The sequence below is a fragment of the Mesorhizobium sp. RCAM 05099 genome, from assembly GCF_059683685.1.
In genome coordinates this window covers 4,063,995-4,088,077 of sequence record NZ_CM185035.1, presented here as the reverse complement: position 1 = coordinate 4,088,077, position 24,083 = coordinate 4,063,995, and the positions used below count along the sequence as shown (strand labels likewise).

Sequence of the window (24,083 nt, the reverse complement as noted above, 5' to 3'; positions counted from 1 at the left end):
TGATCGATGATAGAGGTCGGCACAAGACATGCGGTGCAAAGTGATTTTCCAATGACCAGTTTCTCTTCCCGCGTCGCTGTTGCTGCCTCCGCGATCCGCCAGATCTTCCCGGAAACGCCGCTGCAGGAAAACGACTATCTGTCGAAAAAGACCGGTGCGCGGGTGCTGTTGAAGCGCGAGGACCTATCGCCGGTGCGCTCCTACAAGATCCGCGGAGCCTTCAATTTCTTCCGCAAGGCGCTTGCGGCGGGCAACCAGGCCGAACTGTTCGTCTGCGCTTCCGCCGGCAACCATGCGCAGGGCTTCGCTTTTGTCTGCCGCCATTTCGGCAAGAAGGGCGTGGTGTTCATGCCGGTAACGACGCCGCAGCAGAAGATCGACAAGACACGGCTGTTCGGTGGCGATTTCGTCGAGATCAGGCTCGTCGGCGATTTCTTCGACGATTGTTATCGTGCCGCCTTCGAATTCACCGAAAGCTCGGGCGCCCACATGGTGCCGCCCTTTGATCACAAGGACATCATCGAAGGCCAGGCGACGGTCGCCTATGAGATCGCTGACCAGATGCCGGGCGCGCGCATGCCCGACATCATCATGCTGCCGGTTGGCGGCGGCGGGCTTGCCGCTGGCGTCACGCATTATTTCGCCGATCAGGACCGGGAAACCCGCTACGTCTTCTGCGAGCCGGCCGGCGCGCCGAGCCTGCACGAGAGCCTGGCGGCCGGAAAGCGGTTGAAGCTCGCAAAGGTCGACAATTTCGTCGATGGCGCGGCGGTGGCGGAGATCGGCCGCGAACCGTTGCGGCATCTCAAGGATTTTCCGGCCGACACCGTGCGGCTGATCCCGGAGAACCGGCTCTGCGCCACCATGATCGAGATGCTCAATGTCGAAGGCGTCGTGCTGGAACCGGCCGGCGCCCTGGCGATCGATGCGCTGAAGGATTTTTCGAGGAAGGAGATCCGCGGCAAGACCATCGTGGCCGTGGTTTCGGGCGGCAATTTCGACTTCGAGCGGCTGCCGGACGTGAAGGAGCGGGCGCTGCGCTTCGAGGGGCTGAAGAAATACTTCATCATCCGCTTCCCGCAGCGGCCGGGCGCACTGCGCGACTTCCTTGAAATGCTGGGGCCCGACGACGACATCGCCCGGTTCGAATATCTGAAGAAATCGGCGCGCAATTTCGGTTCCGTGCTGATCGGCATCGAAACCAAGGACCGTCGCAATTTCGACCTGCTCAAGGCGAATTTCGAGGCCGAGGGCGTCCAGTACCAGGACATCACCGACAATGAGACGCTGGCGGGGTTCATCATATGAGCGGTGCGGGAAAAGTCTTCATCGCGCTGTTTTCCGGCATCAACGTTGGCGGCAACCGCATCGTCAAGATGGCGGAGTTGAGGTCGTTCTTCGAGGATCTCGGCTTTGCCGATGTCGCCACCTATGTGCAGAGCGGCAACGCCGTGTTCCGGGCGAAGAAGGGCGACGCGGCCGCGCTGACGAAACAGATCGAAGCAGCCTTCGAGAAGAAATGGGGTTTCCATTCGCGCATCATGGTGCGTGATCTCGGCTGGTTCGAGCGGCTGGTGGCCGAAAATCCCTATCCGGAAGCGGCGGCGGAGCACACGAAGCTGCACGCCTATGTGCTGGAGCGCGAGCCGACTGCCGACGAGGCGGCGCGGCTGGCTGAAAAGTGCACCGGTCCTGAAAGCTTCGAGATCAAGGGTGACGTGCTCTACCTGCACGCGCCGGATGGGCTTGGCAAATCGGTGTTTGCCGGGCTGATCCCGCGCACCCTGAAGGTGCCCGGTACCGCGCGCAACTGGCGCTCGGTGCTGGCGCTGCTGGAGATGGCCGGCGGAAAGTAGACCGCTGCGCTGCCTAGGCCGGCTTCCAGTCGAAGGTCAGTTCCTCGCGGAAAGCAAAGCGCTTGATGTGATCGGCGACGACACTCTCCAGGCGCTCGATCGACCCGGCTTCGTCCGTCGACACCGTGATGTGCAGTGCGGCCGCATCGGCATCCATGACGGTGCGGCCGAGCGAGAGGTCGATGGTGCCATGGGTGGGATCGAACTCGACGGGGAATTTGTGCGCCCAGTGCTTGCAGAGCTGCTGCAGGTAGCGGCTGGCATGTTCGGTGGTGACGTCGGCATGGCTGGTCGGCATGAACTCTCCTGGACAGCGCCTGTTTGCGTGACATGGCGCCAGCCTGGGGGGCAGGCGCCGTAGCCGGACAGATAGTGAGCCGTCCCGGGAAATGCCAAACGGCACCACGCCTGTCAGCCGAGCATTGTCCGCTCAAGATAGCGTGATTGGCTACCAGCTTCCCGTGTTGGGCATTGACGCCCAGGGTTCGGCCTTGGCCTTCGCCGGACCCTTCTGCAAAAGCTCGATCGAGATGCCGTCCGGCGACTTGATGAAAGCCATGTTGCCGTCGCGCGGCGGGCGATTGATGGTGACGCCGCTGTCCATCAGCCGCTGGCAGGTGGCGTAGATATCGTCGACCTCATAGGCGAGGTGGCCGAAATTGCGCCCACCCTTGTAATCTTCCGGGTCCCAATTGTAGGTCAGTTCGACGAGTGGAGCCTTGTCGGCGATGCCGCTCTGCTCGTCTTCGGGGGCCGCCAGAAAGATCAGCGTGTAGCGGCCCTGCTCGCTCTCATGGCGGCGCACTTCCTTCAGGCCGAGCTTGTTGCAGTAGAAATCGAGCGAGGCATCGACATCGGCGACGCGGACCATGGTGTGCAGATAGCGCATGTATTTTTCCTCGATCTGTTGGGTGCGGCGCAAGATAGGGTCGGCCCGGTCAAAGGGCAATCCGCCTGCGGCGGGCAATGCCGGCAAAGAACAAATCCGGTATTGCCGCAATGAACCGTGAAAAAAGGCACGGCAGGTCTTGCACACACCGGAAGCCCCAGTGTTAATCTGGTGTCAAGAATCAGTTGCGGTGTTCTTGAAAAAAGGGGGCATTCTTATGGGGGAAAAGGCCTCTTTGACGGGGCGGGCCGGAACCCTTGGCGACGCCTTGAGGCACGACGAAGGCGGCGATGCTGCCGACTTGACCGAAATTGCCGGCGCCATCAAGTGGTTCGATGTGGCCAAGGGCTACGGTTTCATTCTCCCGGATGACGGCGTTTCGGGCGATATTCTCCTCCATGTGACATGTCTTCGACGCGATGGTTTCCAGACTGCCCTGGAGGGCGCGCGCGTGGTCTGTCTCGTCAAGCAGGGCGAACGCGGACTACAGGCTTTCCGGGTGCTCTCCATGGATGTCACCACCGCGGTCCATCCGGCCGAGATGCAGGAGCAGCGCACCCATGTCGCGGTGACCCCGGAGAGCGGCCTCGAACGCGCTTTGGTGAAATGGTTCAACCGCACCAAGGGGTTTGGTTTCCTGACGCGCGGCGAGGGCACCGAGGACATCTTCGTTCACATGGAGACCTTGCGCCGCTACGGCATCACCGAGCTTCGGCCGGGGCAGGTCGTGCTTGTTCGTTTCGGGCGCGGCGACAAAGGCCTTATGGCCGCCGAAATTCACCCCGATATGGGCACCTTGCCGGTTTCGCACTAGGGCGGTTCCGGCCGAGGACTTCTTATGACCCACAGGAACTGGCTGACGGCGGGCGTGATGTGCGCCGTGATTGCCGTCATCGTCGCCGCTGGCGCCTTCTTCTATTCCGAGAACTCCAGCGCGGCCGATGGCCAGGCGATGATCCTGCCTGTCGACCCGACGCCATTGGTCGTGGTGACAAAAAGCGGCGAACGCTCCTTCTCGATCGAAGTCGCCGATACCGAGGCCGAGCGCGAGGCCGGCCTGATGTTTCGCGAAGACATGGCCGGCGATCATGGCATGCTGTTCGTCTTCGAGGAGACACGCGACGTCAATTTCTGGATGAAGAATACGCCGATGCCGCTGGACCTGATATTCGTCGGCCAGGACGGCAGGATCCGCGCGATCAAACCAGGCGAACCGCAATCCGAGGCGATCATCTCGCCCGGTGAGCCGATCCGCTTCGTGCTCGAGCTCAAGGCCGGCACAGCTGCCGTGGATGGGATCGCCGATGGCGACCTGTTGCGTCATCCGGCAATCGGCACCGCGTCATCTCCCGGCATGCCGCCGGCGGACAAGGGCGATTCGCCGAGCGTCGATCCCGACTGAGCGTGAAGGATCGCCTTTCGATGAAGTTTTTTTCCCATGACGGCTTCGATCTTGCCTTCCTCGACCGCCAGCCGGCCTCGGGCGAGGGCGATCCTGTGCTCATGATCCATGGCTTCGCCTCGACCCACTATGTCAACTGGGTGTCGCCCGGCTGGTTCAAGACGCTGAACGATGCTGGTTACCGCGCCATCGCCTTCGACAATCGCGGCCACGGTTCGTCGTCCAAGAGTTATGATGAGGCTGACTACACGCCGGCCAAAATGGCCTCGGATGCCGCCGCCTTGCTGGATCATCTCGGCATCGAGCGCGCCCATGTCATGGGCTATTCCATGGGAGCGCGCATAGCGGCGTTCCTGGCGCTGTCCGATCCGGACAAGGTGGCGACGCTGGTCTTTGGTGGCCTCGGCATCGGTATGATCGACGGTGTCGGCGATTGGGATCCGATCGCCGCGGCCCTGCTCGCCGATGATCCCGCCACCACCGGCCATCCGCGCGGCCGGTCGTTTCGCGCCTTTGCCGACCAGACCCGGAGTGATCGCCGGGCGCTGGCCGCCTGCATCGTCGCCTCGCGGGAGCTGCTGAGCGAGGAAGAAGTTGCCCGTATCGCACAGCCGACGCTGATCGCTGTCGGCACAACGGACGACATTGGCGGCTCGCCCGACGAACTGGCGGCGTTGATGCCGAACGCCAGGGCCTTTCACATCGAGGGTCGCGACCATATGCTGGCTGTCGGGGACAAGACCTTCAAGCAGCGCGTGCTGGAGTTCTACGCCGAAAATCCGCTTTGAGCGGGGAGCGGGCAACAGTGGCACAATCGGGACGGCACCGTCGTGATGCCGGGCGCGGTGGCGCAAGGTAAATTCGGCAAACAGTCGGTCGTCTTGGCATTGTTGGCATTCGCCGCCGGGGCAATCGCGATAACCAGCCTGGTGGCGGCGCGTCCTAACGACAGTCGCTCGATTGGCCTTCTGGGGATAGTCCTCAACAGTCTGTCGGTGCTGGCAGGGCTTGGCATTCTCACGGCGACGGCGTCGACGATAGGCGCTTTTGCCTGATTGACCTTAGCCCGTGGCGAGCGCCTCCAGCGACCGTGCCATGTTCAGCCTGGCCTGTTCTTCGAAACGCTGGCGAAACTCCTCGGTGTGGAAGATGTGCTGGCGGGTGAGGAAACTCTTCAGGACCGTGCCGCGGCCAGCGCGCCACATCGGCTCTTCCACCCAGTCGTATTCGCGGCGGATCGCGCGCTCATAAGCGTCGAAGGCGTCCGGCGCGGCGCCCAGGATCGACAGGTCCATGTCGAGGAAAAGACTGGCGTCCCGCATGGCCGTGGCGTCGCCAACCTGTGGCAGTTGGTGCGTGGCGGTGGCGAGGATCATCGCCGTGATACGGCCGAGGCGCTCGGCATCGACGCGGCCAGCGAGCTTTTTCTCGGCAAGGGCAGCACTTCGTGCCTCGTTGTCCTTGGCCTTGCTGTCATAGATGGCATCGTGGAACCAGATCGCGGCTTCGACGCCTTCGGGATCGCCGAGCACCCCCCGATAGTCTCCGGCCAGCACCAGCATCGCCTCGATATGGGCGAGGTTGTGATAGTGGCGGGTTTCGGCCCGATAGAGTGCCGAGAGTTCCTGTTTCAGCGGCTCGTCGATCACGGGCTGGTCCTTCATTTCTGTCATCCATCCAGTTAATCGATCTTAGCCACTCCGAGTCAAAACCAATCACTCTGAACCCTTGCACCGGCAGGGGCTCTGAGGAATGTTGTCATTCCGAGAGTAGTCAAGGAGGCTGATATGACCACTATCTCGTCGTCCAGCAGCGAAACGCCGCGACCGGGAACCATCGATATGAAGCTGGAGGCCGTCATCATCGCCGTTGCGGATGCCGACCGCTCCAAGCGTTTTTATGGCGGCTTGGGTTGGAGGCTCGACGCCGACTTCGTCGTTGGCGATGTGTTTCGCGTCGTACAGTTCACGCCTCCGGGGTCACCATGCTCGATCCATTTCGGCAAGGGGCTCACGACCGCCGTGCCAGGCTCGGCAAAGGGTCTTTATCTCGTGGTCTCCGATATCGAGGCGGCACGTGCCGAACTGGTGGCGCGTGGGGTCGATGCGAGCGAAGTGTTCCACCGTGCGGGCCCCGGCCAGCCGCCGGTCAGCGGCAGAGATCCGGAGGGGCGCAGTTATTCCTCCTATGCCTCGTTCAGCGATCCGGACGGCAACAGCTGGCTGCTGCAGGAGATCACCCATCGATTGCCTGGGCGCGTGGATGCCCATGACACGACATTCACCTCATCGGCCGAGCTTGCCGCAGCGCTGCGGCGTGCGGCGGCCGCACATGGCGAGCACGAGAAGCGGACCGGCGGACAGCGCGATGAGAACTGGCCAGACTGGTACGCCGAATACCTGGTGGCGGAACAGGCCGGCAAGCCGCTGCCGACGTGAAAAGCCGCCATCGCAGCGCAGTGTCATCGATGTCGCGGTGAGTTTGAGCTCACTGGAGCCAGATCGTTGCACCGCGCGGTAAGGGCGCTTTTCGGTGCGTTGTCGATCAAGGGTTCGTTTTCCATGGCTGCTTGAAATCCCGCGAACCAAATCCATTTGACAAAGCACTAAGGAAAATTGAGTTCAATCATGCTACGATCTGGCTTATATGTGCGGCCGGATACTAGGCAAGCCGGCAGGACGAGACGTCGATGAACAGCATCAGCATTTCCCGACACAGCGCGTTGCAGCCGGTCGATCCGATCTGGCGCTCTATCCGCGACGAGGCGATGGAAGCGGTCAACCGCGACCCGCTGCTGGCAGCGTTCCTCTATTCTACGATCCTTAACCAGGACAGCCTGGAGGAGGCGGTCATCCACCGGCTGGCCGAGCGGCTCGCCCATCAGGACATCGGCTCCGACCTCATCCGCCAGACCTTCAAGTCCATGCTGGCCGACGACAAGGACTGGCCGACGACCGTGCGCGTCGACATCCAGGCCTATTATGACCGCGACCCCGCCTGCGACCGTTTCATCATGCCGGTGCTCTATTTCAAGGGCTTCCACGCCATCCAGACGCATCGGCTGGCGCATTGGCTGTGGAACCAGGGTCGCAAGGATTTCGCGCTCTACCTGCAGAGCCGTTCATCCTCGGTCTTCCAGACCGATATCAATCCGGCTGCCCGCATCGGCAAGGGCATCTTCATCGATCATGCCACCGGGCTTGTGGTCGGCGAGACGGCGGTGATCGAGGACGACGTGTCGATCCTGCACGGCGTGACGCTGGGCGGCACCGGCAAGGCCGGCGGCGACCGTCATCCCAAGATCCGCTACGGCGTGCTGATCGGCGCTGGCGCCAAGATCCTCGGCAACATCGAAGTCGGCCATTGCTCGAAGATCGCGGCCGGCTCGGTGGTGCTGTCGCCAGTGCCGCACAACAAGACGGTTGCCGGCGTGCCGGCCCGGGTCGTCGGCGAAACCGGCTGCGATCAGCCGTCGCGTCAGATGGACCAGCTTCTGCCTTCGCAGACGATGGATCAGGTCGTCAGCTTCGACATCTGATTTTCACGCAGACGCCGGCCACGGCCGGATTCCGGCCGTGGGTATGAGTGGCGGTTGTTCTCGTCTTATCAGGCCGCTTGCCTTTACATCGCCATTGTCGACGTGCCAGAAGCGCGTTCGAACGAGCAAGCCCGATGATCGGAGAAGACTTTTGAAGCCGGACGAAATCAGAAAGCTGGACGCCTACTTCAAGCGCGTCTTCCAGAATCCCAAGATCGAGGTCAAGGCACGGCCGCGCAAGGAAGATTCGGCCGAGGTCTATGTCGGTGACGAGTTCCTCGGCATCGTCTTCAAGGACGAGGACGACGGCGACTACAATTTCTCGATGGCGATCCTCGACATCGATCTGGCGTGAGCCTGCGGAGCCAAGGCTGGCCGGGCCGCACGGCGGCGGCCGGCCTTGCCACCCAAATCTCTCAATGTCTCGTTTTCAGCATGCGCGCGGCTTCGGTGGCGATCGCCGCGTCAAGCGCCTGCCAATCGCCCAGAAACTCCTTGGGGAAGCGATAGGTGAGGCTGAGCTCATCGCCAACCTGGATATCACGCTCGCAGGGCGCCAGCGATTCGTCGGCGGTCGGCCCGCTCAGGCAGCGGGCCACGAACGGGTCCTTGCCGGGACGCTTGCCGACAACCAGCACCTCGTTCAGATAGCCTGATTTTTCATTGAAGCCGTAGACCGTCGTGCCGCCAGGTCCCGCAATGCCGGGCTGCGTGATCAGCGCGCTGTAGATCGGCGCGAAACGGCCGCTCATGTCACGCGACATCATCTGTTGCTCGAAGGACAGGAAGATGATGTTCCTGCTCAACCCCGTATGGTTGAAATCGTCGCGCGCGGCCTCGCTGTAGCCGTCCATCTGGGGGTAGCGCAGATAGAGGTCGAGACGTGAGGCGATGCCGTCGCGACGGGCCTGGTCGAAACGGATGACGTTGGCCGGCACGGCGACGACATTGTTGCCGATCACGACCTCGTGGATCGTTGCATCGTCGGTGTATCCGGCCATCGCGATCGAACGGCCGAACCATTTGCCGCCAAGGCTGATCGCTATCGAAAGCAAGGCCAACGCCGCGAACACGTAGAACACCCGCTTCATCAGCGTGGAATCGACCACGGTGAGTTCGGGGCCGTCGGCAATCACTGCCTGCTTCATCTCAGTTCCTCGGCTACCTCTGCTGTGCCCCTGGGTGTCCTCGGGCGGCACACATTGCGCGGCATGGCTTTTGCAGCGCGCTACGCACGACTGTGCGATTTCATGGTAAATGGAAAGTAAAGATGGGCCAGCTGGAACTCACTCTGTTCGCTTTTGTCGTCGGGCTCACGACCTGCGGGCTGGTCGGATCGGCGATGGAGCTGGTTTATGGGCGCAAGGTCGCCTTCACCGAGCCCTACGTGTCGCCGTCGCATGTGCTGCGCTCGCTGGTCGCCGCTGCCTGTGCCGGGCCCTTCATGCTGGTCAACGACGCCCTCGATGCCCGGCGCGAGCGCCGCATTTCAACAGTGGCGCTGATGTCCTGCGGCTGCACGGCGGCGGCTTGGGCTTTGGCGCTGGGCGTCGTCGTGCTTGCCATTGCCTCGTGGACGGCCGGTCTCCTAGTCTCCAGCTTCCCCGCCTGAGACGATTCGGAGACCGAAATGCCGCTTTATGCGATTGATGGAAAAGAGCCCGGTTTCGCGGATCCGGACTCGAACTGGATCGCGCCCGATGCGACATTGATCGGCGATGTGCGCGTCGGCCGCAACGCCGGCTTCTGGTTCGGTGTCGTCATCCGCGGCGACAATGAGCCCATCGTCATCGGCGCCGACACCAATGTGCAGGAACACACGGTCATGCACACCGATCCCGGCTTCCCGCTGACGATCGGGCAGGGCTGTACGATCGGCCACCGTGCCTTGCTGCATGGCTGCACGATCGGTGACAACAGCCTGATCGGCATGGGCGCCATCGTGCTGAACGGTGCGAAGATCGGCAGGAATTCACTGGTCGGCGCCGGTGCGCTGGTCACCGAAGGCAAGGAGTTTCCGGACAATTCGCTGATCGTCGGCTCGCCGGCCAAGGTGATCAGGGTGCTGGACGACGCTGCCGTGGAAAGATTGCGCGGCTCGGCGGCGCATTACGTCGCCAACGGCAAACGCTTCAAGGCGGGGTTGAAGAAGGTCTGAGCCTCGCCCCTGATCCGTTCGTCGTATTAGGGCCGGTAGTTGTCCTCGTGCAACGCAACAATGACGTACCGCCAGAAATGGCGGAGCCGGCCCGGGGACGGGGCCGGCTCCTTTGACCCGGTCGTTGGGGACGGGGAGGGTGGGGACGCGACCGGGTTTCTCCTTAAGCGCGTTGCATTCAGGCGACGGGCTTGACCTCTGTTTTATGCATGTCGTCATCCCAAAAACCGCTTCGCGCTTTTGGGGGGACATGCGTCGGCGTCCCTAGCGGACGCTGGCGACCGCGTCGGAGCGGCCGTCGTTGATCGTCACCCAAGCGCCCGAATTCTGGTCTGACTGGCGCTTGAGGTAGGTGTAGTCGGTGTCCGTCCAGGACAGCACCTTGGTTTCCAGATTGTCGAGGATGAATTCTCCCAGGCTGGTGCGCACGGTCAGCACCGCGTGGCCGTCGCCATTTGGCTGGCGCGCAACCGTCATCAGCAGATTGCCGGCGGGCACGCCCGCATCCATCAGTTCGCGACGCTTTTCCAGCGCGTAGTCCTCGCAATCGCCATAGCCATTGTCGGGATAGGCCCAGTATTCCTCGACACCGTAGTTTTCCATGTCGGTGCGCGGCTTGATTCGTGTGTTGACCGAATTGTTGATGTTGACGATCGCCGCCCACAGTTTGCGGGTCAGTTCGACCGGCGCCCCGCTGGGGGTCCGTTCGCTGCATTCGCCAGGCATACGCTGGCAGAATTCATAGTGGCCAACAGGTTGTGTGGTGCGTCCGCCGGTGTGCATGAATGCGGGTCCCGCCGCATATGCCGATCCCCAGGCGGAAAGCTGCATCGCCATTGCCACCAGCAACAGCCTGCCCCTCGTTCTTTTCATTGTTGTAGTCTCCCCGTTCGAGGGAGACATTGCCACAAGTGGATTTATTTGACGCAAAAGCGCGAAGTAGATTTTAAGTAAAACGCCCGTAGAATAAACATAAAATTTGATTCATTTGAGTATTGAATTGTTTGGAATTTCCGGGAGGGTTAATCCTTCCGGGCCTCGGTATCGGACCTTGCCGGAGCGGTCTCGATCCTGGCCGGAGCATCTCGATCGCCGATGCTATGAACGAAAAAAACCGGCAGCAACGGCCGGTTTCTCGTGTACGTCTGTCGGCCCTTGTCAGGCGCGCGGCGTGTTGAATTCGGAATCGAGCGTTTCCGGGCGCTGGATGACGGCGAATTCGATGGCGACGCCATCCTCGAAATGGCGAACGATCTGCCCGCGCATGGTGCCAAGCATGACCTGGACGCCGATCGCCGGCTTGACGTCGATCTCGATCGCCGCGCCGGAAAGCGACAGGTCAATGATACGGCACTGGTACTGACGGCCATCGGTGAGTTGCAGCACGCTGGTTGGATTGCGTGGCGCTACGCGCTCGTGCCTGCGGTCTTCGGGCAGGTCGAGCTCGTGCTTGTTGGCAAGCCAGGTCAACTGCGCCGCAAGCTTGTCCTTCTTGCGGTCCGACGCGATGACGGTCATCGCGAAACCATCCTGCAAGGTGCGGGTAACGACACCTTCAATGCGGCCGATATGGTCGATATAGGCGATGACCTTTTCGCCGGGCATGCCGACACGATCGGTGCGAAGCGCTACGTTGCCGGGTGACATGTCGACCACCTGGCAGGGGTGTTCGGTGCGGTCTTCCAGCATGAAGCGCCCGTATATCTTGACCCGGACGCGCTGAAAGTTACGCCTTTCAGCTTGGGACGGCGAGTAGTCGACCGCCGCTGACCTCATAACTGCCTACACCCCTTTTGGCATCCCACGCGTCGATGCGAGGAACTTCATCGCAGAAGTACAACAAAACGGGTTAACAAAGGGGAAAAGCGGGCGCTCTACGCCGCCGGATTGCGGACTATTCCTCGCGCCCGCCGTCGAAGACGACGAGATGGCGGATGCGACGAACCCGGCCGAGCGCCGAAATCGTCTCGGGTGCCTCGAGGTCGTCGGGAACGAGCGAGGGAACATTGATCGCCGGACGGTTCTTCAGCAGCTCCTTCTCCGGATCGACGACGCGGATGGAATCGATCAGTGCGTCGGTGATCGGGTCAGCGCCGAGCCAGAAGGGCTTTTCCACGGCGCTGATCACGCCGAGGCAGCGCGGACTTTCGACGCCGCCGTCAAGCGGCAAGGCGAGCAGTTCGAACCTGTTGGAGCGGCCACTGCGGCTGAAACCCTCAAAGGCAATGAGAACAACGGATTTCTGGTCGAAGACGCCATGGATCAGCCGCGAGACGAGCCGCTGGTCCTTCTCGCGCCACAGCGACGGAAAGGAAAACCCCTTCAACTCGCGGCCGTAGTAGGCGCAAAGCCTTGTACCAGCCAACCGGAATACGGCTTGCCCACGGGTGTCCCTTTCCAGGATGAACGTATCGGCCAGCAGCGACTTGATGTCGGCCGGCTCGACTTCCGAACGCTTCGGAGCGGGGCGTCCGTCACGCAGGCGATTCCAATATTGGAACAGCGTGATCGATCCGTTCTGGTTCATGCTATGCTGCTCCGCGCAATCTGTCGTCTGATGTCCCATCGGTGAACAGAAGGGCGCCCTCCGATGACTTACATGCGTTGCGCAGCAGGAAGCGTGCCAGCGTCGTTAACACTTGTTCACGGGTCGGGACCGTTAAGGTTAACAAGTGGTTTACGTTGCGCCGAGGCGAGGCCCGTGGCACACAAAAACCACTCCAGAAGCGGTCGTTTCGCGACGATCGGCAGCACTTCAGTCAAGAGTTTTAGGGGAGCAGGGGGCTCGACCAACCGTTCAAGGGAAACCTTGAACGGTTTTTTTTGATTCGCGCCGAGGCGATTCGCCATTTGTGAGTCGGCGGGCGGTGGTCTAGATGCTCACCTGATTCAAACCCTAGACTGAGTGCTAGCACGCATGAACGAGCCCGTAAGCCCACCGGAAATGGAACAGACGGAGCGCAAGCCCGAGCCGCGTCGCGAGCCGGTGTTCAACCTGCCGCCGGTCGTGCTGGCGGTAATCGGAATCTGCGTCGTGGTCTATCTGCTGCAGCAGTATGTGCTGACTGAAACGCAACAGCTGACCCTGCTTTACGATGGGGCTTTCATCCCCGTTCTCTACACCGGGAAATACGGCTTCGACTGGTTCCTGTTCTCTCGCCCCTTCACCTATGCCTTCATGCATGGCGGTTTTGCCCATATCGCCATCAACATGGTGTGGCTCGCAGCCTTTGGCTCGCCGCTGGCCAACCGTCTCGGTGCGCTCTGGTTCGCGCTGTTCTTCGCCCTGACCGGGTTGGCGTCGGTTGTGCTTTTCTGGGCCATGCATCCGTACGGAGAGGCGCCTCTGGTTGGTGCGTCGGGCGCCATTTCTGGCATGATGGGCGCTGCCGCGCGTTTCGGTTTCCGCACCGACCGCTCGGCCGGCAAGGCTGCCTTCGCTGGCCCTGTGTTGCCGATCGCAATGGTGCTGCGCTCGCGCGGCGTGGTGATCTTCCTCGCCATGTGGATGATCATCAATCTCGCCACCGGCCTTCTCGGCTTTGCCCCGGGAACAGACGGGCAGATCGCCTGGGAGGCCCATGTTGGCGGCTTTGTCGCCGGCTTCTTCGGCCTGCGCTGGTTCGACAGGCGATGGCAGGCGCCTGAGTGGGAGACCACCGACCGCCGCACTTGAAATGCAACCGATCACGGCGCACGATGTTCACTCTTACGTGAAGCCGGTCAGGGCAGGAACCGGCAGGCAAAAGCAGAGGAGGACGCCATGACGGTTAAGGCAATTCTCGAAAGAAAAGGCCATGACGTGTTGACGCTCGGGCCGAACGAAAAACTGAGCGAAGCGATCCGTATCCTGGCCGAACACAAGATCGGCGCGCTGGTCATCACCAATGGCGATCGCAAGATCGTCGGCATTCTGTCGGAACGCGACATCGTGCGGGTCGTCGCCAAGGAAGGCGCTGCGGCGCTCGATATAGCCGTGCGTTCGGCGATGACGCCGAAAGTGAAGATCTGCAACGAGAACCACACGGTCAACGAGGTCATGGAAATCATGACCAGGCACCGTTTCCGCCATCTGCCGGTGGAAAAGGACGGCATGCTTGATGGCATCATCTCCATCGGCGACGTGGTCAAGCGCCGCATCGAGGACGTCGAGCGCGAGGCTGACGAGATCAGAGCCTACATCGCCACCGCGTGATCGGCGAAAGGAACCGCCGGCCGGAGACCCGACCGGCGGGGTCACCTGTTGTCGAGCTCGGGGCGGACGAGTGCGAGCCCGCGCTGGGTTATTTGGTAGGATCCGCCAGCCGACGACGAAACGGCTTTCTTCCGCTTCAGCTTTCTGCGCTTGTCTCTTTTGGCTGTTTGCACTAGCGAATGGCTTTCACGCCAGACGTGAAAGTCACGTTCAAACGTGAGTTCACTCCCGTAATTCGCAGGCCCGCCATGACCCTCATCGACACCCGCACTCCCGACGCGAAGCGCCTGATCCCGGGCGCCACCGGCGACTGGGAGATCATCATCGGCCTTGAGGTGCATGCGCAGGTGACCTCGGAGGCAAAGCTGTTTTCCGGCGCCTCGACCGCTTTCGGCGCTGCGCCCAACGCCAATGTCAGCCTGGTCGACGCGGCGATGCCGGGCATGCTGCCAGTCATCAACGAGGAATGCGTCAAGCAGGCGATCCGCACCGGCCTCGGACTGAAGGCGCAGATCAACCACAAGTCCGTCTTCGACCGGAAGAATTACTTCTATCCCGACCTGCCTCAGGGCTACCAGATCTCGCAGTTCAAGCAGCCGATTGTCGGCGAGGGCACCGTGATCGTCTCGGTCGGGCCCGACCGTCAGGGCGAGTTCGAGGACATCGAGGTCGGTATCGAGCGGCTGCATCTGGAGCAGGATGCCGGCAAGTCGATGCACGACCAGCATCCGACCATGTCCTATGTCGATCTCAACCGCTCCGGGGTGGCGCTGATGGAGATCGTCTCGAAACCCGACATGCGCTCGGCCGATGAGGCCAAGGCCTACGTCACCAAGCTGCGCACCATCGTGCGCTATCTCGGCACCTGCGACGGCAACATGGACGAAGGCTCGATGCGCGCCGACGTCAACGTGTCGGTGCGCAAGCCCGGCGGCGAGTTCGGCACGCGCTGCGAGATCAAGAACGTCAACTCGATCCGCTTCATCGGCCAGGCCATCGATTATGAGGCCCGCCGGCAGATCGCCATCCTCGAGGATGGCGGCAAGATCGACCAGGAGACGCGGCTGTTCGACGCCGTCAAGGGCGAGACGCGCTCGATGCGCTCCAAGGAAGAGGCGCACGACTACCGCTATTTCCCTGATCCCGACCTCTTGCCGCTGGAATTCGACCAAGCCTATGTCGACGCATTGGCGAAGGAATTGCCGGAACTGCCCGACGACAAGAAAGCGCGGCTGATCTCCTCACTCGGCCTGTCGATCTATGATGCGTCGATCCTGGTGTCGGAAAAGCCGATCGCCGACTATTTCGAAAAGGTGGCCGCCGGCCGCGACGGCAAGCTTGCTGCCAACTGGGTCATCAACGATCTGCTCGGGCAATTGAACAAGGCCGGCAAGGATATTGAAAATGCTCCGGTTTCGCCCGATCAGCTCGGCGCGGTCATCGATCTGATCAAGGATGGCACCATCTCCGGCAAGATCGCCAAGGATCTGTTCGAGATCGTCTGGAACGAGGGCGGCGATCCACGCCAGCTGGTCGAGAGCCGCGGCATGAAGCAGGTCACCGACACCGGCGCCATCGAGAAGGCTGTCGACGAGGTGATCGCAGCCAACCCGGACAAGGTCGAACAGGCACGCGCCAAGCCGAGCATGGCAGGCTGGTTCGTCGGCCAGGTGATGAAGGCGACAGGCGGCAAGGCCAACCCGCAGGCGGTCAACGACCTCGTCAAGGCCAAGCTCGGCATATCGGATCAATGAGCGGAGACGCAAAGCCGGGCAATCCGGCGAGCGTCTCGTCGGTCCTGTTGATTGCCGGCGCCGTGCTGCTTTTTGTCGGCACGTCGCTGCATCCGATGCATGAAGATCCGAATGACGCGCTTGCCGCCTTCGGTGAATATGCAGCCGACCATATCTGGCTCTATAGCCACATGGCACAGCTTGCCGGTGTCTTCGCGATGCTCGCGGGGTTGCTGCTGATCCTTGGCCGTCTGTCGGAGGGGCCGGCCCGCGGCTGGACCCTTCTGACGATCGTGTTCGGCGCGGCATCGCTGGCGGCCGCCGCTGCCTTGCAGGCTGTCGATGGCATTGCGCTGAAGGCGGTGGTCAACGCCTGGGCCAGGGCCGATGCGGCGACAAAGCCGTCGCTGTTCAGCGCCGCCTTCGCGGTGCGCCAGGTCGAGGTCGGCTTTGCCGCGATCAGCGCCATGCTGCTTGGCCTGACGGTTCTGTTCGCCAACTTCGCGCTGTATCGGGCCAGGCGCTGTCCGTTGTGGCTGTCGCTGCTGGGCGCCGCCGGCGCCGTAGGCGTCCTGTTCGGTGGCTTTGCCACCGCGGCAACCGGTTTCTCCGGCGTTGCCATGGCTGCCAACATGCCGGGCAGCATGGTCCTCCTGGTCTGGGTCGTGCTGCTTGCGGCAATCGATTTCAGACGCAATCGCGTCGCGGCATAGGCTGGAGAGAGAACCATGTTTGTCCGCACTGCCGGGGAACGCGACCTGGCTGCCATCCGGGCGCTGCTGGTTGAAACTTGGCATGCAACCTATGATGCTATCTACGGCGCCGCCAAGGTCACCGAAATCACCGATGAAGGGCACTCGATTGCCTCGCTGAAGGCGCGGCTGACCAAGCCGGTCAGCGAGTTTCTCGTCGCCGATGACGGCAAGCGCATTGGCGGCGTGGCTTTCGCCGAAAGCATCGACAGCGGCAAGATGGTTGTCCTGAGGCAGCTCTACGTGCTTCCCAGCCTGCAGGGGCGGGGCATCGGCGGCATGCTGCTCGACGAGATCATCGAAAGTTTTCCCGAGGCCGACTCCATCCGTCTGGAAGTGGAGGCGCAGAACACGCGCGCCATCGCCTTCTACGAAGCAAACGGCTTCGTGCGATCCGGCGATGCCGGCGAGCACACCGGTGTCTCCGGCGAGACGATGCTGGTCTATCGCCGGCCTCTTGCCGGCTGATCGCTTCGGCGCGCACCTGTCTGGATCACCTTCGCGCGAGCGACGCGGCATGCGCCCCGTTTTTGTTTGACGGCCTGGGGGCCCCGCCCCAAAGCTGCCGTGCTGACCGCGCGGAAGCCGGAATGGACCGGCACGCTGGGTAGCGCTGGGGGGAAACCATGCCAAGCTTGCCGGAACTGATGCCGACACAGGTGTCGGACGAAACCTTTGGTGGCGTCACCTATCACATAGCGGGCGAACTGGTGCCCGTGCTTTCGGTCGATGTGACGCGGATGCCTGTCTATTTCGAGCACCACATCCTGCTGTGGAAGAACTCCACCATCACCATCGGCTTGAAATCGCTGAAGGGCGCACTGAAGCGCATGATGGCCGGCATGCAGATCTTCGTCACCGAGGCGTCAGGAGCAGGCATCATTGCTTTCAGCCGCGATGGGCCCGGCCATATCGTGCCGATCCACCTCAGGCACGGCGAGGAGATTCAGGTGCGCGAGCACCAGTTTCTCGCCGCCACCGGCAACGTCGATTACACCTTCGAGCGCGTGCGCGGCCTGGCGACGATGCTGTTCGGCCAAAGCGGCTTTTTCATCGACCGTTTTCGCGGCGATGCCGGCGACGGCATCGTCTGGCTGCACGGCTACGGCAATGTCTTCGAAAAGACGCTTGCCGCCGGCGAGACGATCGATATCGAGCCGGGCGGCTGGCTGTTCAAGGATGTCTCGGTCCGGATGGAAACGAAGATCGACCGCCTGTCGAGCGGCTTCTTCGGCGCCAACATGAACTTCATCGTCAACCGCTTCACTGGCCCTGGCCGGGTCGGCATCCAGTCGATGTATCTGCATATGCCGAGCGAGGAATAGGCGCCGATGCGTCAGGTCACGCCCCGTTGCGTGAACGCAAGGGCGGCGACAATTCGCGGATCAGCAATTCGAGTTCGCACTAATCGCCGGTTCCGGTCTTGTCGAAGATCGTCGCCAGCTGCGACTTGATCGTACCATCCGAGACCCCGCTGGCGGCGGCAATCTCCTTGCGCGTCTTGCCGGCGGCGACATGGCCGGCAACGCGCTTTTCCGCCGAGGTCAGGCCAAACAGCGCGCCGATCGCCTCCAGTGCAGGGATCGGGGCGGTGCCGGCGGCGGCGATGAAGATCGCTCCAGGTGCGGCCCTGCGTCATCCTCGCATTTGCTGTGCCGGCTCACGACAGATATGCAAGGGCATGACCAAACTGTCCCGCATCACAGCGCTGGCGCTGCTCGCCATCATCATTTTCGCGACCTTGTCGCCGATCCAGATGCGGCCCCACATGGCGGAGGCGAATGTTGAGCGTGCCCTGGCTTATGTGCTGTTGGGGTTCGCCTTGGCGCTGGGTTTCCCCAACCGTCTGTATCAAGCCTTGATCTTTGTTGTCGTGACCGCCGGCATGCTGGAACTGCTTCAGGTCATTGATCCCGGCCGCCACGCGCACCTTGCCGACGCACTCGTGAAAGCATCGGCTGGGGCTATCGGGATCGTCGTGGGGCAATTGTTCGTCAGGACCAGCGTGCGAAAAGGACAGGGTTAGGCGTGGCAGGAAGCGAAAAGCGACTGATCGAACCTGCGCCCTAGGTGGTGGGGACTTCCACATTGTCGATCAGCCTGGTCTTGCCGAGCCATGTCGCCGCGAGCAGGCGTCCTTCACGATCGCGACGCCATGGCGCGAGCGTCAGGCTTTCGCGCGCCTCGACATAGTCGACCTCTGTAAAGCCGGCCGCGATGAGGGCACGGCTGGCTTTGCCGGTCGCGTCTTTTTGGTCGGCACCGGCCGCCATCTCCGCGGCCGCCTTTCGCAGGATAACGTTCAATTGGCGGGCGATGTTGAGTTCGGCTTCGCCGAGATAGGCGTTGCGTGACGACATGGCGAGGCCATGCGCGTCGCGGATCGTTGGTGCGCCGATGATTTCGACGGGCAGGTCCAGGTCGCGGCAGAGCTGTCTGACGACGCAAAGCTGCTGGTAGTCCTTCTCGCCAAAGACCGCGCAGTCGGGCGTTGCCTGCAGGAAGAGCTTTGCCACCACTGTGGCGACGCCATCGAAAAAGGTCGGGCGAAAGTCCGATTCGAGCCCGGCGGCGGGGCCGCCGACCGAGACTTTGGTGGCAAAGCCGGCGGGGTACATCTCGCCGACCGTTGGTGTGAAGGCAAGGTCGGCCCGAGCCAGTCCCAGCCGGTCGAGGTCGCGGGCGAGCTGGCGCGGGTATTTGTCGAGGTCTTCGGACGGTGCGAACTGTGTCGGATTGACGAAGATCGACACGACGCAGCGTTCGGCTTTTTCGAGCGCGATCCTGATCAGCGAGATGTGCCCGTCATGCAACGCGCCCATGGTCGGCACCATGGCGATGCGAAGGCCGTCGCGCCGCCAGCCATGGACCTGCGCGCGGAGTGCGGCAACGCTATCGACGACTACGGGCCGGCTCACGCGTCATCCCTACGGTTTTTGGCCGGGAAGACATGGCCGGAGCCGGGGAAAGCCCGGCTTCGCACCTCCGATGCGTAGCTTGCCGCGGCATGAGAGATCACGCTGCGCAGATCGGCATATTCCTTGACGAATTTCGGCACCCGGTCGACGGTCAGCCCGACCATGTCGTCGATGACCAGGATCTGGCCGTCGCAATCGCGGCTGGCGCCGATGCCGATGGTTGGAATGGCGATGCGGTGGGTAATATCGGCCGCAACTGTCTCGACCGTGCCTTCGATAACCACCGAGAACGCACCGGCTTCCTCGACGGCGAGCGCGTCGCGAACCAATGCCGCCACGTTCTCCTCGCTCCGGCCCTTGATCTTGTAGCCGCCATCCTTCTCGACCGATTGCGGTAGCAGGCCGATATGCCCCATGACCGCAATGCCGGCGGTCACGATCGCCGCGATCTGCCGGGCCATGTCGACGCCGCCTTCGAGTTTCACCGCCTGACAGCCGGTTTCGTCGATCACGCGCCGCGCCGAGGCAACGGCCTGCGCTGCCGAATCCTCATAACTGCCGGCCGGCAGGTCGACGACGACGCAGGCTTTGGCCGAACCGCGCATCACCGCTTGCCCATGCGCGATCATCATCTCGAGCGAGGCACCCAGCGTCGTCTGGTGGCCATGCAGGACCATGGCGACGCTGTCGCCGACCAGAAGCAGATCGACATGCTCGTCAAGCAAACGGGCAAAGGGATAGGTATAAGCGGTCAGGCAGACGATCGGCGTGCCGCCCTTGCGGCGGCGAATCAGATCGGCGTTGATGCGAATGTCGGTGGTCGGCAATTCCGGGGCCAATCGTCACCTCCTTCGGCCGCAGCCGGGTTGGATACCCGCATGGGCGCGCAGAGCTTTAGAAAGACCGCAAAGGCTTGGCAAGCGCGCATCCGGTTAAGGACAAGATCACGGGCTTTTGTCGGGTCTCCGGCAAGCCATTTGTGCGCTCCCTGCGGCAAAAGCCTTGCCTTCCCGAAGGCCTGACGCCATAAGCAGGAAACGGGCGCCGTCGGCGCGAGGGTTCTGAGATGAAGACTTTCCTTACGCAGTTTTTCACCTGGTGGAACAGCCAGACGCTGGGAACGCGCCTGCACACCTGGCGGCATGGCAGGAAGGTCGGCCAGGACGAGACGGGCAACGTCTACTACGAGGGCGGCACCGATTCGGAAGGCCGCACGCGCCGCTGGGTCATCTATCGCAACTATTCGGAAGCTTCGGCCATTCCGCCCGGCTGGCACGGCTGGATCCATCACCGTGTCGATGTCGCGCCGCCGAGCGAGGACTACAAGCCACGCGACTGGCAGAAGCCGCATCAGCCCAATTTGACCGGCAGCCCGGCGGCCTATCGGCCGAAGGGCTCGGTGCTGACCAATCAGCATCGCCCGCAGGTCACTGGCGATTACGACGCCTGGACGCCCGGGTCGTAACGGCCCCGGCTTGTAACGGCGCAAGTGCAGGCCGATCCTTTATCGCCACAATTGGTGTTTAGCTGCTTGCTGATCAGAAAACGGCGACTAGCCTTGGCGATCGACAGAATCACCCGGGCGCGAACCACCGGTATCCCTATATGAGCTTTTTCAGCCTGACATCGATGGGCGGCCTGACGGTAGCCGCCGGCCTTGCCGTCAGCACCGCGGCCTTTGCCGCTTCGCCCGCACCTGCCGCGCCCGCGCCGGTGGCGCCCGCTGGATCGGATCGCATCACCAATCCGGTTGCCGAATTCGCCGGCATCGACAAGATCACCGGCCGCATCATCACCTTTGACGTCTATATCGATGAGACGGTGCAGTTCGGCGCTTTGCAGGTGACGCCGCGCGTCTGTTATTCGCGGCCGCAGACCGAGGAGCCGAAGACCGATTCCTTCGTCGAGGTCGACGAGATCACGCTCGACCGCAAGATTCGCCGTATCTTCACCGGCTGGATGTTTGCCGAAAGCCCCGGCCTCAACGCCGTCGAGCATGCCGTCTATGACGTCTGGCTGAAGGCCTGCAAGCAGAAATCGGATGTCCCTGCGCCAGACGCCGCCAAGGCTGACGCGACCAACGCCGACGCTGCGAAGCCTGCTGCAGCCAAGCCGGAGACTGCACCCACCCCGGATGTGGCGCAGCCCGATCCCACACAACCGGATACCACCGAAGCCAACTGATCCTCCGGAACCGTCGCCGCCATCATGCGTTGGGGCCACGAACGACAGCGCATCCATGCGCCTGGAGGATGATTTTTCCATGTCAGACCACAAGCGGATCACCGCCAGCAAGAAAGAGCTGCTCGAACTCGAAAAGGGGTTCTGGACAGGCGATGCGGCCTACTACGCGGCCAATGCCGACACCGAATGCCTGGTTGCCTTTCCGCAGATGGCAAAGGCGATGGACAATGCCGATCTCGCCAAGACCGCGACCAAGCCCAACCGCTGGCGCGACCTCGATATCGAGCTCAAGGGAATAATCGAGCCGGGCAGCGATATCATCATGCTGACCTACGAGGCCCATGCGACACGCGAGAACGGCGAACCCTACGCGGCGTTGGTCAGCACCGGGTATGTCCATCGCGTCAACGGCTGGAAAATGATGTTCCATTCGCAGACACCGTTGGAGACCGCGACCCGGAAGTGAGAGGCTTGATCGTCAGGGAAAAAGATCGCCTCGCCCTTCAGCGCTTCGGCCAGCATCTTCTCGTACTTGCCACGCGGCACGTCGACCGCGCCGAAGCGTTTCAGGTGCTCGGTGGTGAACTGCGTATCAAGCAACGCGAAGCCCCGTTCCTTCAACCGCTCGACCAGATAAAACAGGCAGGTCTTGGAGGCGTCGGTCTCCCTGGCGAACATGCTTTCGCCAAAGAACACCCGGCCGAGCGACACGCCATAGAGGCCGCCGACCAGTCGGTCCTGGCGCCAGGCCTCGACCGAATGGCAGTGGCCCAGCCGATGCAGTTGCACATAGGCTTCGCGGATCGGCGCATTGATCCAGGTCGACCGGCGCTCCTCGCGCTTCTCGGCGCAGCCATCGATCGTCGCTTCGAAATCGAAATCGAAACGGATGTCGAACGGGTGCTTGCGGATCGTCTTCTTCAAGCTCTTGGGCGTGTGAAAACCTTCGAGTGGGATGATGCCGCGCGTTTCGGGCCGCACCCAGAACACTTCGGGATCGCTGGCGCTTTCGGCCATCGGGAAGACGCCCAAGGCATAGGCCTTGAGCAGCAGGTCGGTGGGGATGCGATAGCCGGGCGCGTAGGGACGGGTCATCGCGTTCCCGCGCTATTCGCCTTTGGCCAGGTATTTTTCCAGCCAGTGGATGTCGTAGTCGCCATTGGCGATGTCCGCATTGCCGACAAGATCGCGAAACAGCGGCAGCGTCGTCTTGATGCCGTCGACGACGAACTCATCCAAGGCCCGCCGCAGCCGCATCATGCACTCGACGCGGTTGCGCCCGTGGACGATCAGCTTGCCGATTAGGCTGTCGTAGTAGGGCGGGATCTTGTAGCCGGAATAGACGCCGGAATCGACGCGGATGCCGAGGCCGCCAGGCGTGTGGAAGTGGGTGATGGTGCCGGGCGAGGGGGTGAAGGTGCGCGGGTCCTCGGCATTGATGCGGCATTCGATGGCATGGCCGTTGAACTTGATGTCCTCCTGCTTCACCGAGAGGCCGCCGCCGGAGGCGACGCGGATCTGTTCATGCACCAGATCGATACCGGTGATCGCTTCCGTCACCGGATGCTCGACCTGCAGGCGCGTGTTCATCTCAATGAAGTAGAATTCGCCATTCTCGTAGAGAAACTCGATCGTGCCGGCGCCGGAGTAGCCAAGGTCGGCAATGGCCTTGGCGCAGATGTCACCGATGCGGGCGCGCTCCTCGGCATTGAGTGCCGGCGAGGGCGCCTCTTCCCAGACTTTCTGGTGGCGGCGTTGCAGCGAGCAGTCACGCTCGCCGAAATGGACGCCGCGGCCGAAACCGTCGCCGAACACCTGCACCTCGATGTGGCGCGGCTTTTCCAGGTATTTCTCGATGTAGACGGCATCGTCGCCGAAGGCGGCACCCGCTTCCGTGCTCGCTGTCTGCAAGGCTATCTCAAGGTCAGCCTCGGTAAGGGCGACCTTCATACCGCGCCCGCCACCGCCAGCCGATGCCTTGATGATCACGGGATAGCCGATCTCGGCGGCAATGCGCCTGGCTTCCTTTTGATCGGTCACGGCGCCGTCCGAACCGGGCACCACCGGGATGCCGAGGCGCTTTGCTGTCCGCTTGGCCTCAATCTTGTCGCCCATGATGCGGATGTGGTCGCCCGACGGGCCGATGAAGGTGATGTTGTGCGCGGCCAGGATGTCGGCGAACTTGGCGTTCTCCGACAGGAAGCCATATCCCGGATGCACAGCGTCAGCGCCGGTGATCTCGCAGGCGGCGACGATCTGATGGATGTTGAGATAGCTGTCGCGCGATGGCGGCGGCCCGATGCAGACGCTCTCGTCGGCCAGCCGCACATGCATGGCGTCGGCGTCGGCGGTCGAATGCACGACCACCGTCTGGATGCCGAGTTCCTTGCAGGCGCGCAGCACCCGAAGCGCGATTTCGCCGCGATTGGCGATGAGAATCTTCTGAAACATCCGGCCC

At 62.3% G+C, this 24,083-nt stretch carries 33 protein-coding genes and 2 pseudogenes; 21 read left to right on the top strand and 14 right to left on the bottom strand.

Annotated elements, in window-relative coordinates:
* The first annotated feature begins 51 nt into the window (after positions 1 to 51).
* Both ilvA and AC56QQ_RS20205 read left to right on the top strand, forming a co-directional pair.
* Positions 52 to 1,308 carry a threonine ammonia-lyase IlvA gene (gene ilvA, locus AC56QQ_RS20210; protein WP_497123116.1) on the top strand — a complete coding sequence of 419 codons (1,257 nt, stop codon included), beginning with the start codon at positions 52 to 54 and terminating at the stop codon, positions 1,306 to 1,308.
* Positions 1,305 to 1,856 (top strand): DUF1697 domain-containing protein, encoded by a 552-nt coding sequence (locus tag AC56QQ_RS20205; protein WP_489861087.1) that lies wholly within the window; start codon positions 1,305 to 1,307, stop codon positions 1,854 to 1,856. Before ilvA ends, AC56QQ_RS20205 begins: the two co-directional genes overlap by 4 nt.
* A 13-nt stretch (positions 1,857 to 1,869) precedes the next feature.
* On the opposite strand, the gene AC56QQ_RS20200 is transcribed toward AC56QQ_RS20205, so the two are convergent.
* On the bottom strand, positions 1,870 to 2,154 hold the full coding sequence (locus tag AC56QQ_RS20200) for a DUF2218 domain-containing protein (protein WP_489861088.1): 285 nt from the start codon (positions 2,152 to 2,154) through the stop codon (positions 1,870 to 1,872).
* 150 nt (positions 2,155 to 2,304) lie between these two features.
* Positions 2,305 to 2,745 (bottom strand): lactoylglutathione lyase, encoded by a 441-nt coding sequence (gene gloA / locus AC56QQ_RS20195; protein ID WP_489861089.1) that lies wholly within the window; start codon positions 2,743 to 2,745, stop codon positions 2,305 to 2,307.
* Between the two features lie 217 nt (positions 2,746 to 2,962).
* On the opposite strand from gloA, the gene AC56QQ_RS20190 reads away from it, so the two are divergent.
* The 4 genes from AC56QQ_RS20190 to AC56QQ_RS20175 are packed head-to-tail and all read left to right on the top strand — an operon-like array spanning position 2,963 to position 5,202.
* Positions 2,963 to 3,559, top strand: a complete 597-nt coding sequence (locus tag AC56QQ_RS20190) for a cold-shock protein (RefSeq protein ID WP_256751030.1) — start codon at positions 2,963 to 2,965, stop codon at positions 3,557 to 3,559.
* A gap of 24 nt (positions 3,560 to 3,583) precedes the next feature.
* A complete protein-coding gene (locus AC56QQ_RS20185; RefSeq protein ID WP_497123115.1) occupies positions 3,584 to 4,147 on the top strand; it encodes a DUF192 domain-containing protein in 564 nt (187 codons plus the stop codon).
* A 20-nt stretch (positions 4,148 to 4,167) separates the two neighbouring features.
* Positions 4,168 to 4,935: an alpha/beta fold hydrolase gene (locus tag AC56QQ_RS20180; protein WP_497123114.1), complete on the top strand. Its 768-nt coding sequence runs from the start codon at positions 4,168 to 4,170 to the stop codon at positions 4,933 to 4,935.
* Between the two features lie 45 nt (positions 4,936 to 4,980).
* Positions 4,981 to 5,202 (top strand): hypothetical protein, encoded by a 222-nt coding sequence (locus tag AC56QQ_RS20175; RefSeq protein ID WP_497123113.1) that lies wholly within the window; start codon positions 4,981 to 4,983, stop codon positions 5,200 to 5,202.
* 6 nt (positions 5,203 to 5,208) lie between these two features.
* On the opposite strand, the gene AC56QQ_RS20170 is transcribed toward AC56QQ_RS20175, so the two are convergent.
* Positions 5,209 to 5,811 (bottom strand): HD domain-containing protein, encoded by a 603-nt coding sequence (locus AC56QQ_RS20170; RefSeq protein ID WP_497123112.1) that lies wholly within the window; start codon positions 5,809 to 5,811, stop codon positions 5,209 to 5,211.
* Positions 5,812 to 5,934: 123 nt separating this feature from the next.
* Here AC56QQ_RS20170 and AC56QQ_RS20165 point away from each other — a divergent pair, with 123 nt between their 5' ends.
* The 3 genes from AC56QQ_RS20165 (at position 5,935) to AC56QQ_RS20155 (ending at position 8,040) form a co-directional block, all read left to right on the top strand.
* Positions 5,935 to 6,585 (top strand): VOC family protein, encoded by a 651-nt coding sequence (locus AC56QQ_RS20165; protein ID WP_497123111.1) that lies wholly within the window; start codon positions 5,935 to 5,937, stop codon positions 6,583 to 6,585.
* 251 nt (positions 6,586 to 6,836) lie between these two features.
* Positions 6,837 to 7,685, top strand: a complete 849-nt coding sequence (gene cysE, locus AC56QQ_RS20160; protein ID WP_497123110.1) for a serine O-acetyltransferase — start codon at positions 6,837 to 6,839, stop codon at positions 7,683 to 7,685.
* 151 nt (positions 7,686 to 7,836) lie between these two features.
* Positions 7,837 to 8,040, top strand: a complete 204-nt coding sequence (locus AC56QQ_RS20155; RefSeq protein WP_091578397.1) for a DUF3126 family protein — start codon at positions 7,837 to 7,839, stop codon at positions 8,038 to 8,040.
* Positions 8,041 to 8,101: 61 nt separating this feature from the next.
* On the opposite strand, the gene AC56QQ_RS20150 is transcribed toward AC56QQ_RS20155, so the two are convergent.
* Positions 8,102 to 8,833 carry a hypothetical protein gene (locus AC56QQ_RS20150; protein WP_497123109.1) on the bottom strand — a complete coding sequence of 244 codons (732 nt, stop codon included), beginning with the start codon at positions 8,831 to 8,833 and terminating at the stop codon, positions 8,102 to 8,104.
* Between the two features lie 122 nt (positions 8,834 to 8,955).
* Between AC56QQ_RS20150 and AC56QQ_RS20145 the strand changes: the two genes are divergently transcribed.
* Both AC56QQ_RS20145 and AC56QQ_RS20140 read left to right on the top strand, forming a co-directional pair.
* Entirely contained in the window at positions 8,956 to 9,297 is a 342-nt protein-coding gene (locus AC56QQ_RS20145) for a DUF6949 family protein (RefSeq protein ID WP_497123108.1), read from the top strand.
* Between the two features lie 18 nt (positions 9,298 to 9,315).
* A complete protein-coding gene (locus AC56QQ_RS20140) occupies positions 9,316 to 9,843 on the top strand; it encodes a gamma carbonic anhydrase family protein (RefSeq protein WP_497123107.1) in 528 nt (175 codons plus the stop codon).
* A 264-nt stretch (positions 9,844 to 10,107) separates the two neighbouring features.
* Here AC56QQ_RS20140 and AC56QQ_RS20135 read toward each other — a convergent pair whose 3' ends face one another.
* The 4 genes from AC56QQ_RS20135 to AC56QQ_RS20120 all read right to left on the bottom strand — a co-directional run bounded on the left by AC56QQ_RS20135 (position 10,108) and on the right by AC56QQ_RS20120 (position 12,693).
* Positions 10,108 to 10,716 carry a transglutaminase-like cysteine peptidase gene (locus tag AC56QQ_RS20135; protein ID WP_497123106.1) on the bottom strand — a complete coding sequence of 203 codons (609 nt, stop codon included), beginning with the start codon at positions 10,714 to 10,716 and terminating at the stop codon, positions 10,108 to 10,110.
* Positions 10,717 to 11,001: 285 nt separating this feature from the next.
* A complete protein-coding gene (locus AC56QQ_RS20130; protein ID WP_140766875.1) occupies positions 11,002 to 11,619 on the bottom strand; it encodes a PilZ domain-containing protein in 618 nt (205 codons plus the stop codon).
* Positions 11,620 to 11,737: 118 nt separating this feature from the next.
* Entirely contained in the window at positions 11,738 to 12,370 is a 633-nt protein-coding gene (locus tag AC56QQ_RS20125; RefSeq protein WP_497123105.1) for a PAS domain-containing protein, read from the bottom strand.
* Between the two features lie 116 nt (positions 12,371 to 12,486).
* Positions 12,487 to 12,693, bottom strand: coding sequence for a hypothetical protein (locus tag AC56QQ_RS20120; protein WP_489861102.1), 207 nt, complete (start codon positions 12,691 to 12,693; stop codon positions 12,487 to 12,489).
* A 67-nt stretch (positions 12,694 to 12,760) separates the two neighbouring features.
* Here AC56QQ_RS20120 and AC56QQ_RS20115 point away from each other — a divergent pair, with 67 nt between their 5' ends.
* The gene (locus tag AC56QQ_RS20115; RefSeq protein WP_497123104.1) at positions 12,761 to 13,519 is read left to right on the top strand and encodes a rhomboid family intramembrane serine protease; all 759 of its coding nucleotides are present in this window, start codon (positions 12,761 to 12,763) and stop codon (positions 13,517 to 13,519) included.
* 87 nt (positions 13,520 to 13,606) lie between these two features.
* Positions 13,607 to 14,038: a CBS domain-containing protein gene (locus AC56QQ_RS20110; RefSeq protein WP_091578414.1), complete on the top strand. Its 432-nt coding sequence runs from the start codon at positions 13,607 to 13,609 to the stop codon at positions 14,036 to 14,038.
* Between the two features lie 41 nt (positions 14,039 to 14,079).
* On the opposite strand, the pseudogene AC56QQ_RS20105 reads toward AC56QQ_RS20110, so the two are convergent.
* Positions 14,080 to 14,184 (bottom strand): annotated as a pseudogene (locus tag AC56QQ_RS20105) (YjhX family toxin); the annotation flags it as partial.
* A 102-nt stretch (positions 14,185 to 14,286) separates the two neighbouring features.
* Here AC56QQ_RS20105 and gatB point away from each other — a divergent pair.
* The 4 genes from gatB to AC56QQ_RS20085 all read left to right on the top strand — a co-directional run bounded on the left by gatB (position 14,287) and on the right by AC56QQ_RS20085 (position 17,848).
* A complete protein-coding gene (gene gatB / locus AC56QQ_RS20100) occupies positions 14,287 to 15,792 on the top strand; it encodes an Asp-tRNA(Asn)/Glu-tRNA(Gln) amidotransferase subunit GatB (protein ID WP_497123103.1) in 1,506 nt (501 codons plus the stop codon).
* Positions 15,789 to 16,484, top strand: a complete 696-nt coding sequence (locus AC56QQ_RS20095) for a hypothetical protein (RefSeq protein WP_497123102.1) — start codon at positions 15,789 to 15,791, stop codon at positions 16,482 to 16,484. Before gatB ends, AC56QQ_RS20095 begins: the two co-directional genes overlap by 4 nt.
* 15 nt (positions 16,485 to 16,499) lie before the next feature.
* Positions 16,500 to 16,991, top strand: coding sequence for a GNAT family N-acetyltransferase (locus tag AC56QQ_RS20090; RefSeq protein WP_497123101.1), 492 nt, complete (start codon positions 16,500 to 16,502; stop codon positions 16,989 to 16,991).
* A gap of 158 nt (positions 16,992 to 17,149) precedes the next feature.
* Positions 17,150 to 17,848, top strand: a complete 699-nt coding sequence (locus AC56QQ_RS20085; RefSeq protein WP_497123100.1) for an AIM24 family protein — start codon at positions 17,150 to 17,152, stop codon at positions 17,846 to 17,848.
* A gap of 79 nt (positions 17,849 to 17,927) precedes the next feature.
* Here the strand turns inward: AC56QQ_RS20085 and AC56QQ_RS20080 are convergent, their stop codons facing one another.
* A complete protein-coding gene (locus AC56QQ_RS20080; RefSeq protein ID WP_497129064.1) occupies positions 17,928 to 18,011 on the bottom strand; it encodes a hypothetical protein in 84 nt (27 codons plus the stop codon).
* A gap of 4 nt (positions 18,012 to 18,015) precedes the next feature.
* On the opposite strand from AC56QQ_RS20080, the gene AC56QQ_RS20075 reads away from it, so the two are divergent.
* Complete coding sequence (locus AC56QQ_RS20075) at positions 18,016 to 18,549, top strand: VanZ family protein (RefSeq protein ID WP_497123099.1); 534 nt, start codon at positions 18,016 to 18,018, stop codon at positions 18,547 to 18,549.
* Between the two features lie 40 nt (positions 18,550 to 18,589).
* On the opposite strand, the gene panC is transcribed toward AC56QQ_RS20075, so the two are convergent.
* Together panC and panB are read right to left on the bottom strand one after the other, a co-directional pair.
* On the bottom strand, positions 18,590 to 19,441 hold the full coding sequence (gene panC, locus AC56QQ_RS20070) for a pantoate--beta-alanine ligase (RefSeq protein ID WP_497123098.1): 852 nt from the start codon (positions 19,439 to 19,441) through the stop codon (positions 18,590 to 18,592).
* A complete protein-coding gene (panB, locus tag AC56QQ_RS20065) occupies positions 19,438 to 20,280 on the bottom strand; it encodes a 3-methyl-2-oxobutanoate hydroxymethyltransferase (protein WP_497123097.1) in 843 nt (280 codons plus the stop codon). Before panB ends, panC begins: the two co-directional genes overlap by 4 nt.
* Before the next feature lie 227 nt (positions 20,281 to 20,507).
* Between panB and AC56QQ_RS20060 the strand changes: the two genes are divergently transcribed.
* The 3 genes from AC56QQ_RS20060 to AC56QQ_RS20050 all read left to right on the top strand — a co-directional run bounded on the left by AC56QQ_RS20060 (position 20,508) and on the right by AC56QQ_RS20050 (position 22,091).
* Complete coding sequence (locus tag AC56QQ_RS20060) at positions 20,508 to 20,906, top strand: NADH:ubiquinone oxidoreductase subunit NDUFA12 (RefSeq protein WP_489861111.1); 399 nt, start codon at positions 20,508 to 20,510, stop codon at positions 20,904 to 20,906.
* Between the two features lie 140 nt (positions 20,907 to 21,046).
* Positions 21,047 to 21,625, top strand: a complete 579-nt coding sequence (locus tag AC56QQ_RS20055) for a DUF2155 domain-containing protein (RefSeq protein WP_497123096.1) — start codon at positions 21,047 to 21,049, stop codon at positions 21,623 to 21,625.
* Between the two features lie 79 nt (positions 21,626 to 21,704).
* Positions 21,705 to 22,091 carry a hypothetical protein gene (locus AC56QQ_RS20050; protein WP_489861113.1) on the top strand — a complete coding sequence of 129 codons (387 nt, stop codon included), beginning with the start codon at positions 21,705 to 21,707 and terminating at the stop codon, positions 22,089 to 22,091.
* Positions 22,092 to 22,105: 14 nt separating this feature from the next.
* Here the strand turns inward: AC56QQ_RS20050 and aat are convergent.
* Together aat and accC are read right to left on the bottom strand one after the other, a co-directional pair.
* A pseudogene (aat, locus tag AC56QQ_RS20045) lies at positions 22,106 to 22,720 on the bottom strand (leucyl/phenylalanyl-tRNA--protein transferase); the annotation flags it as partial.
* Positions 22,721 to 22,732: 12 nt separating this feature from the next.
* Positions 22,733 to 24,076: an acetyl-CoA carboxylase biotin carboxylase subunit gene (gene accC, locus AC56QQ_RS20040; protein ID WP_489861115.1), complete on the bottom strand. Its 1,344-nt coding sequence runs from the start codon at positions 24,074 to 24,076 to the stop codon at positions 22,733 to 22,735.
* Positions 24,077 to 24,083 lie beyond the last annotated feature (7 nt).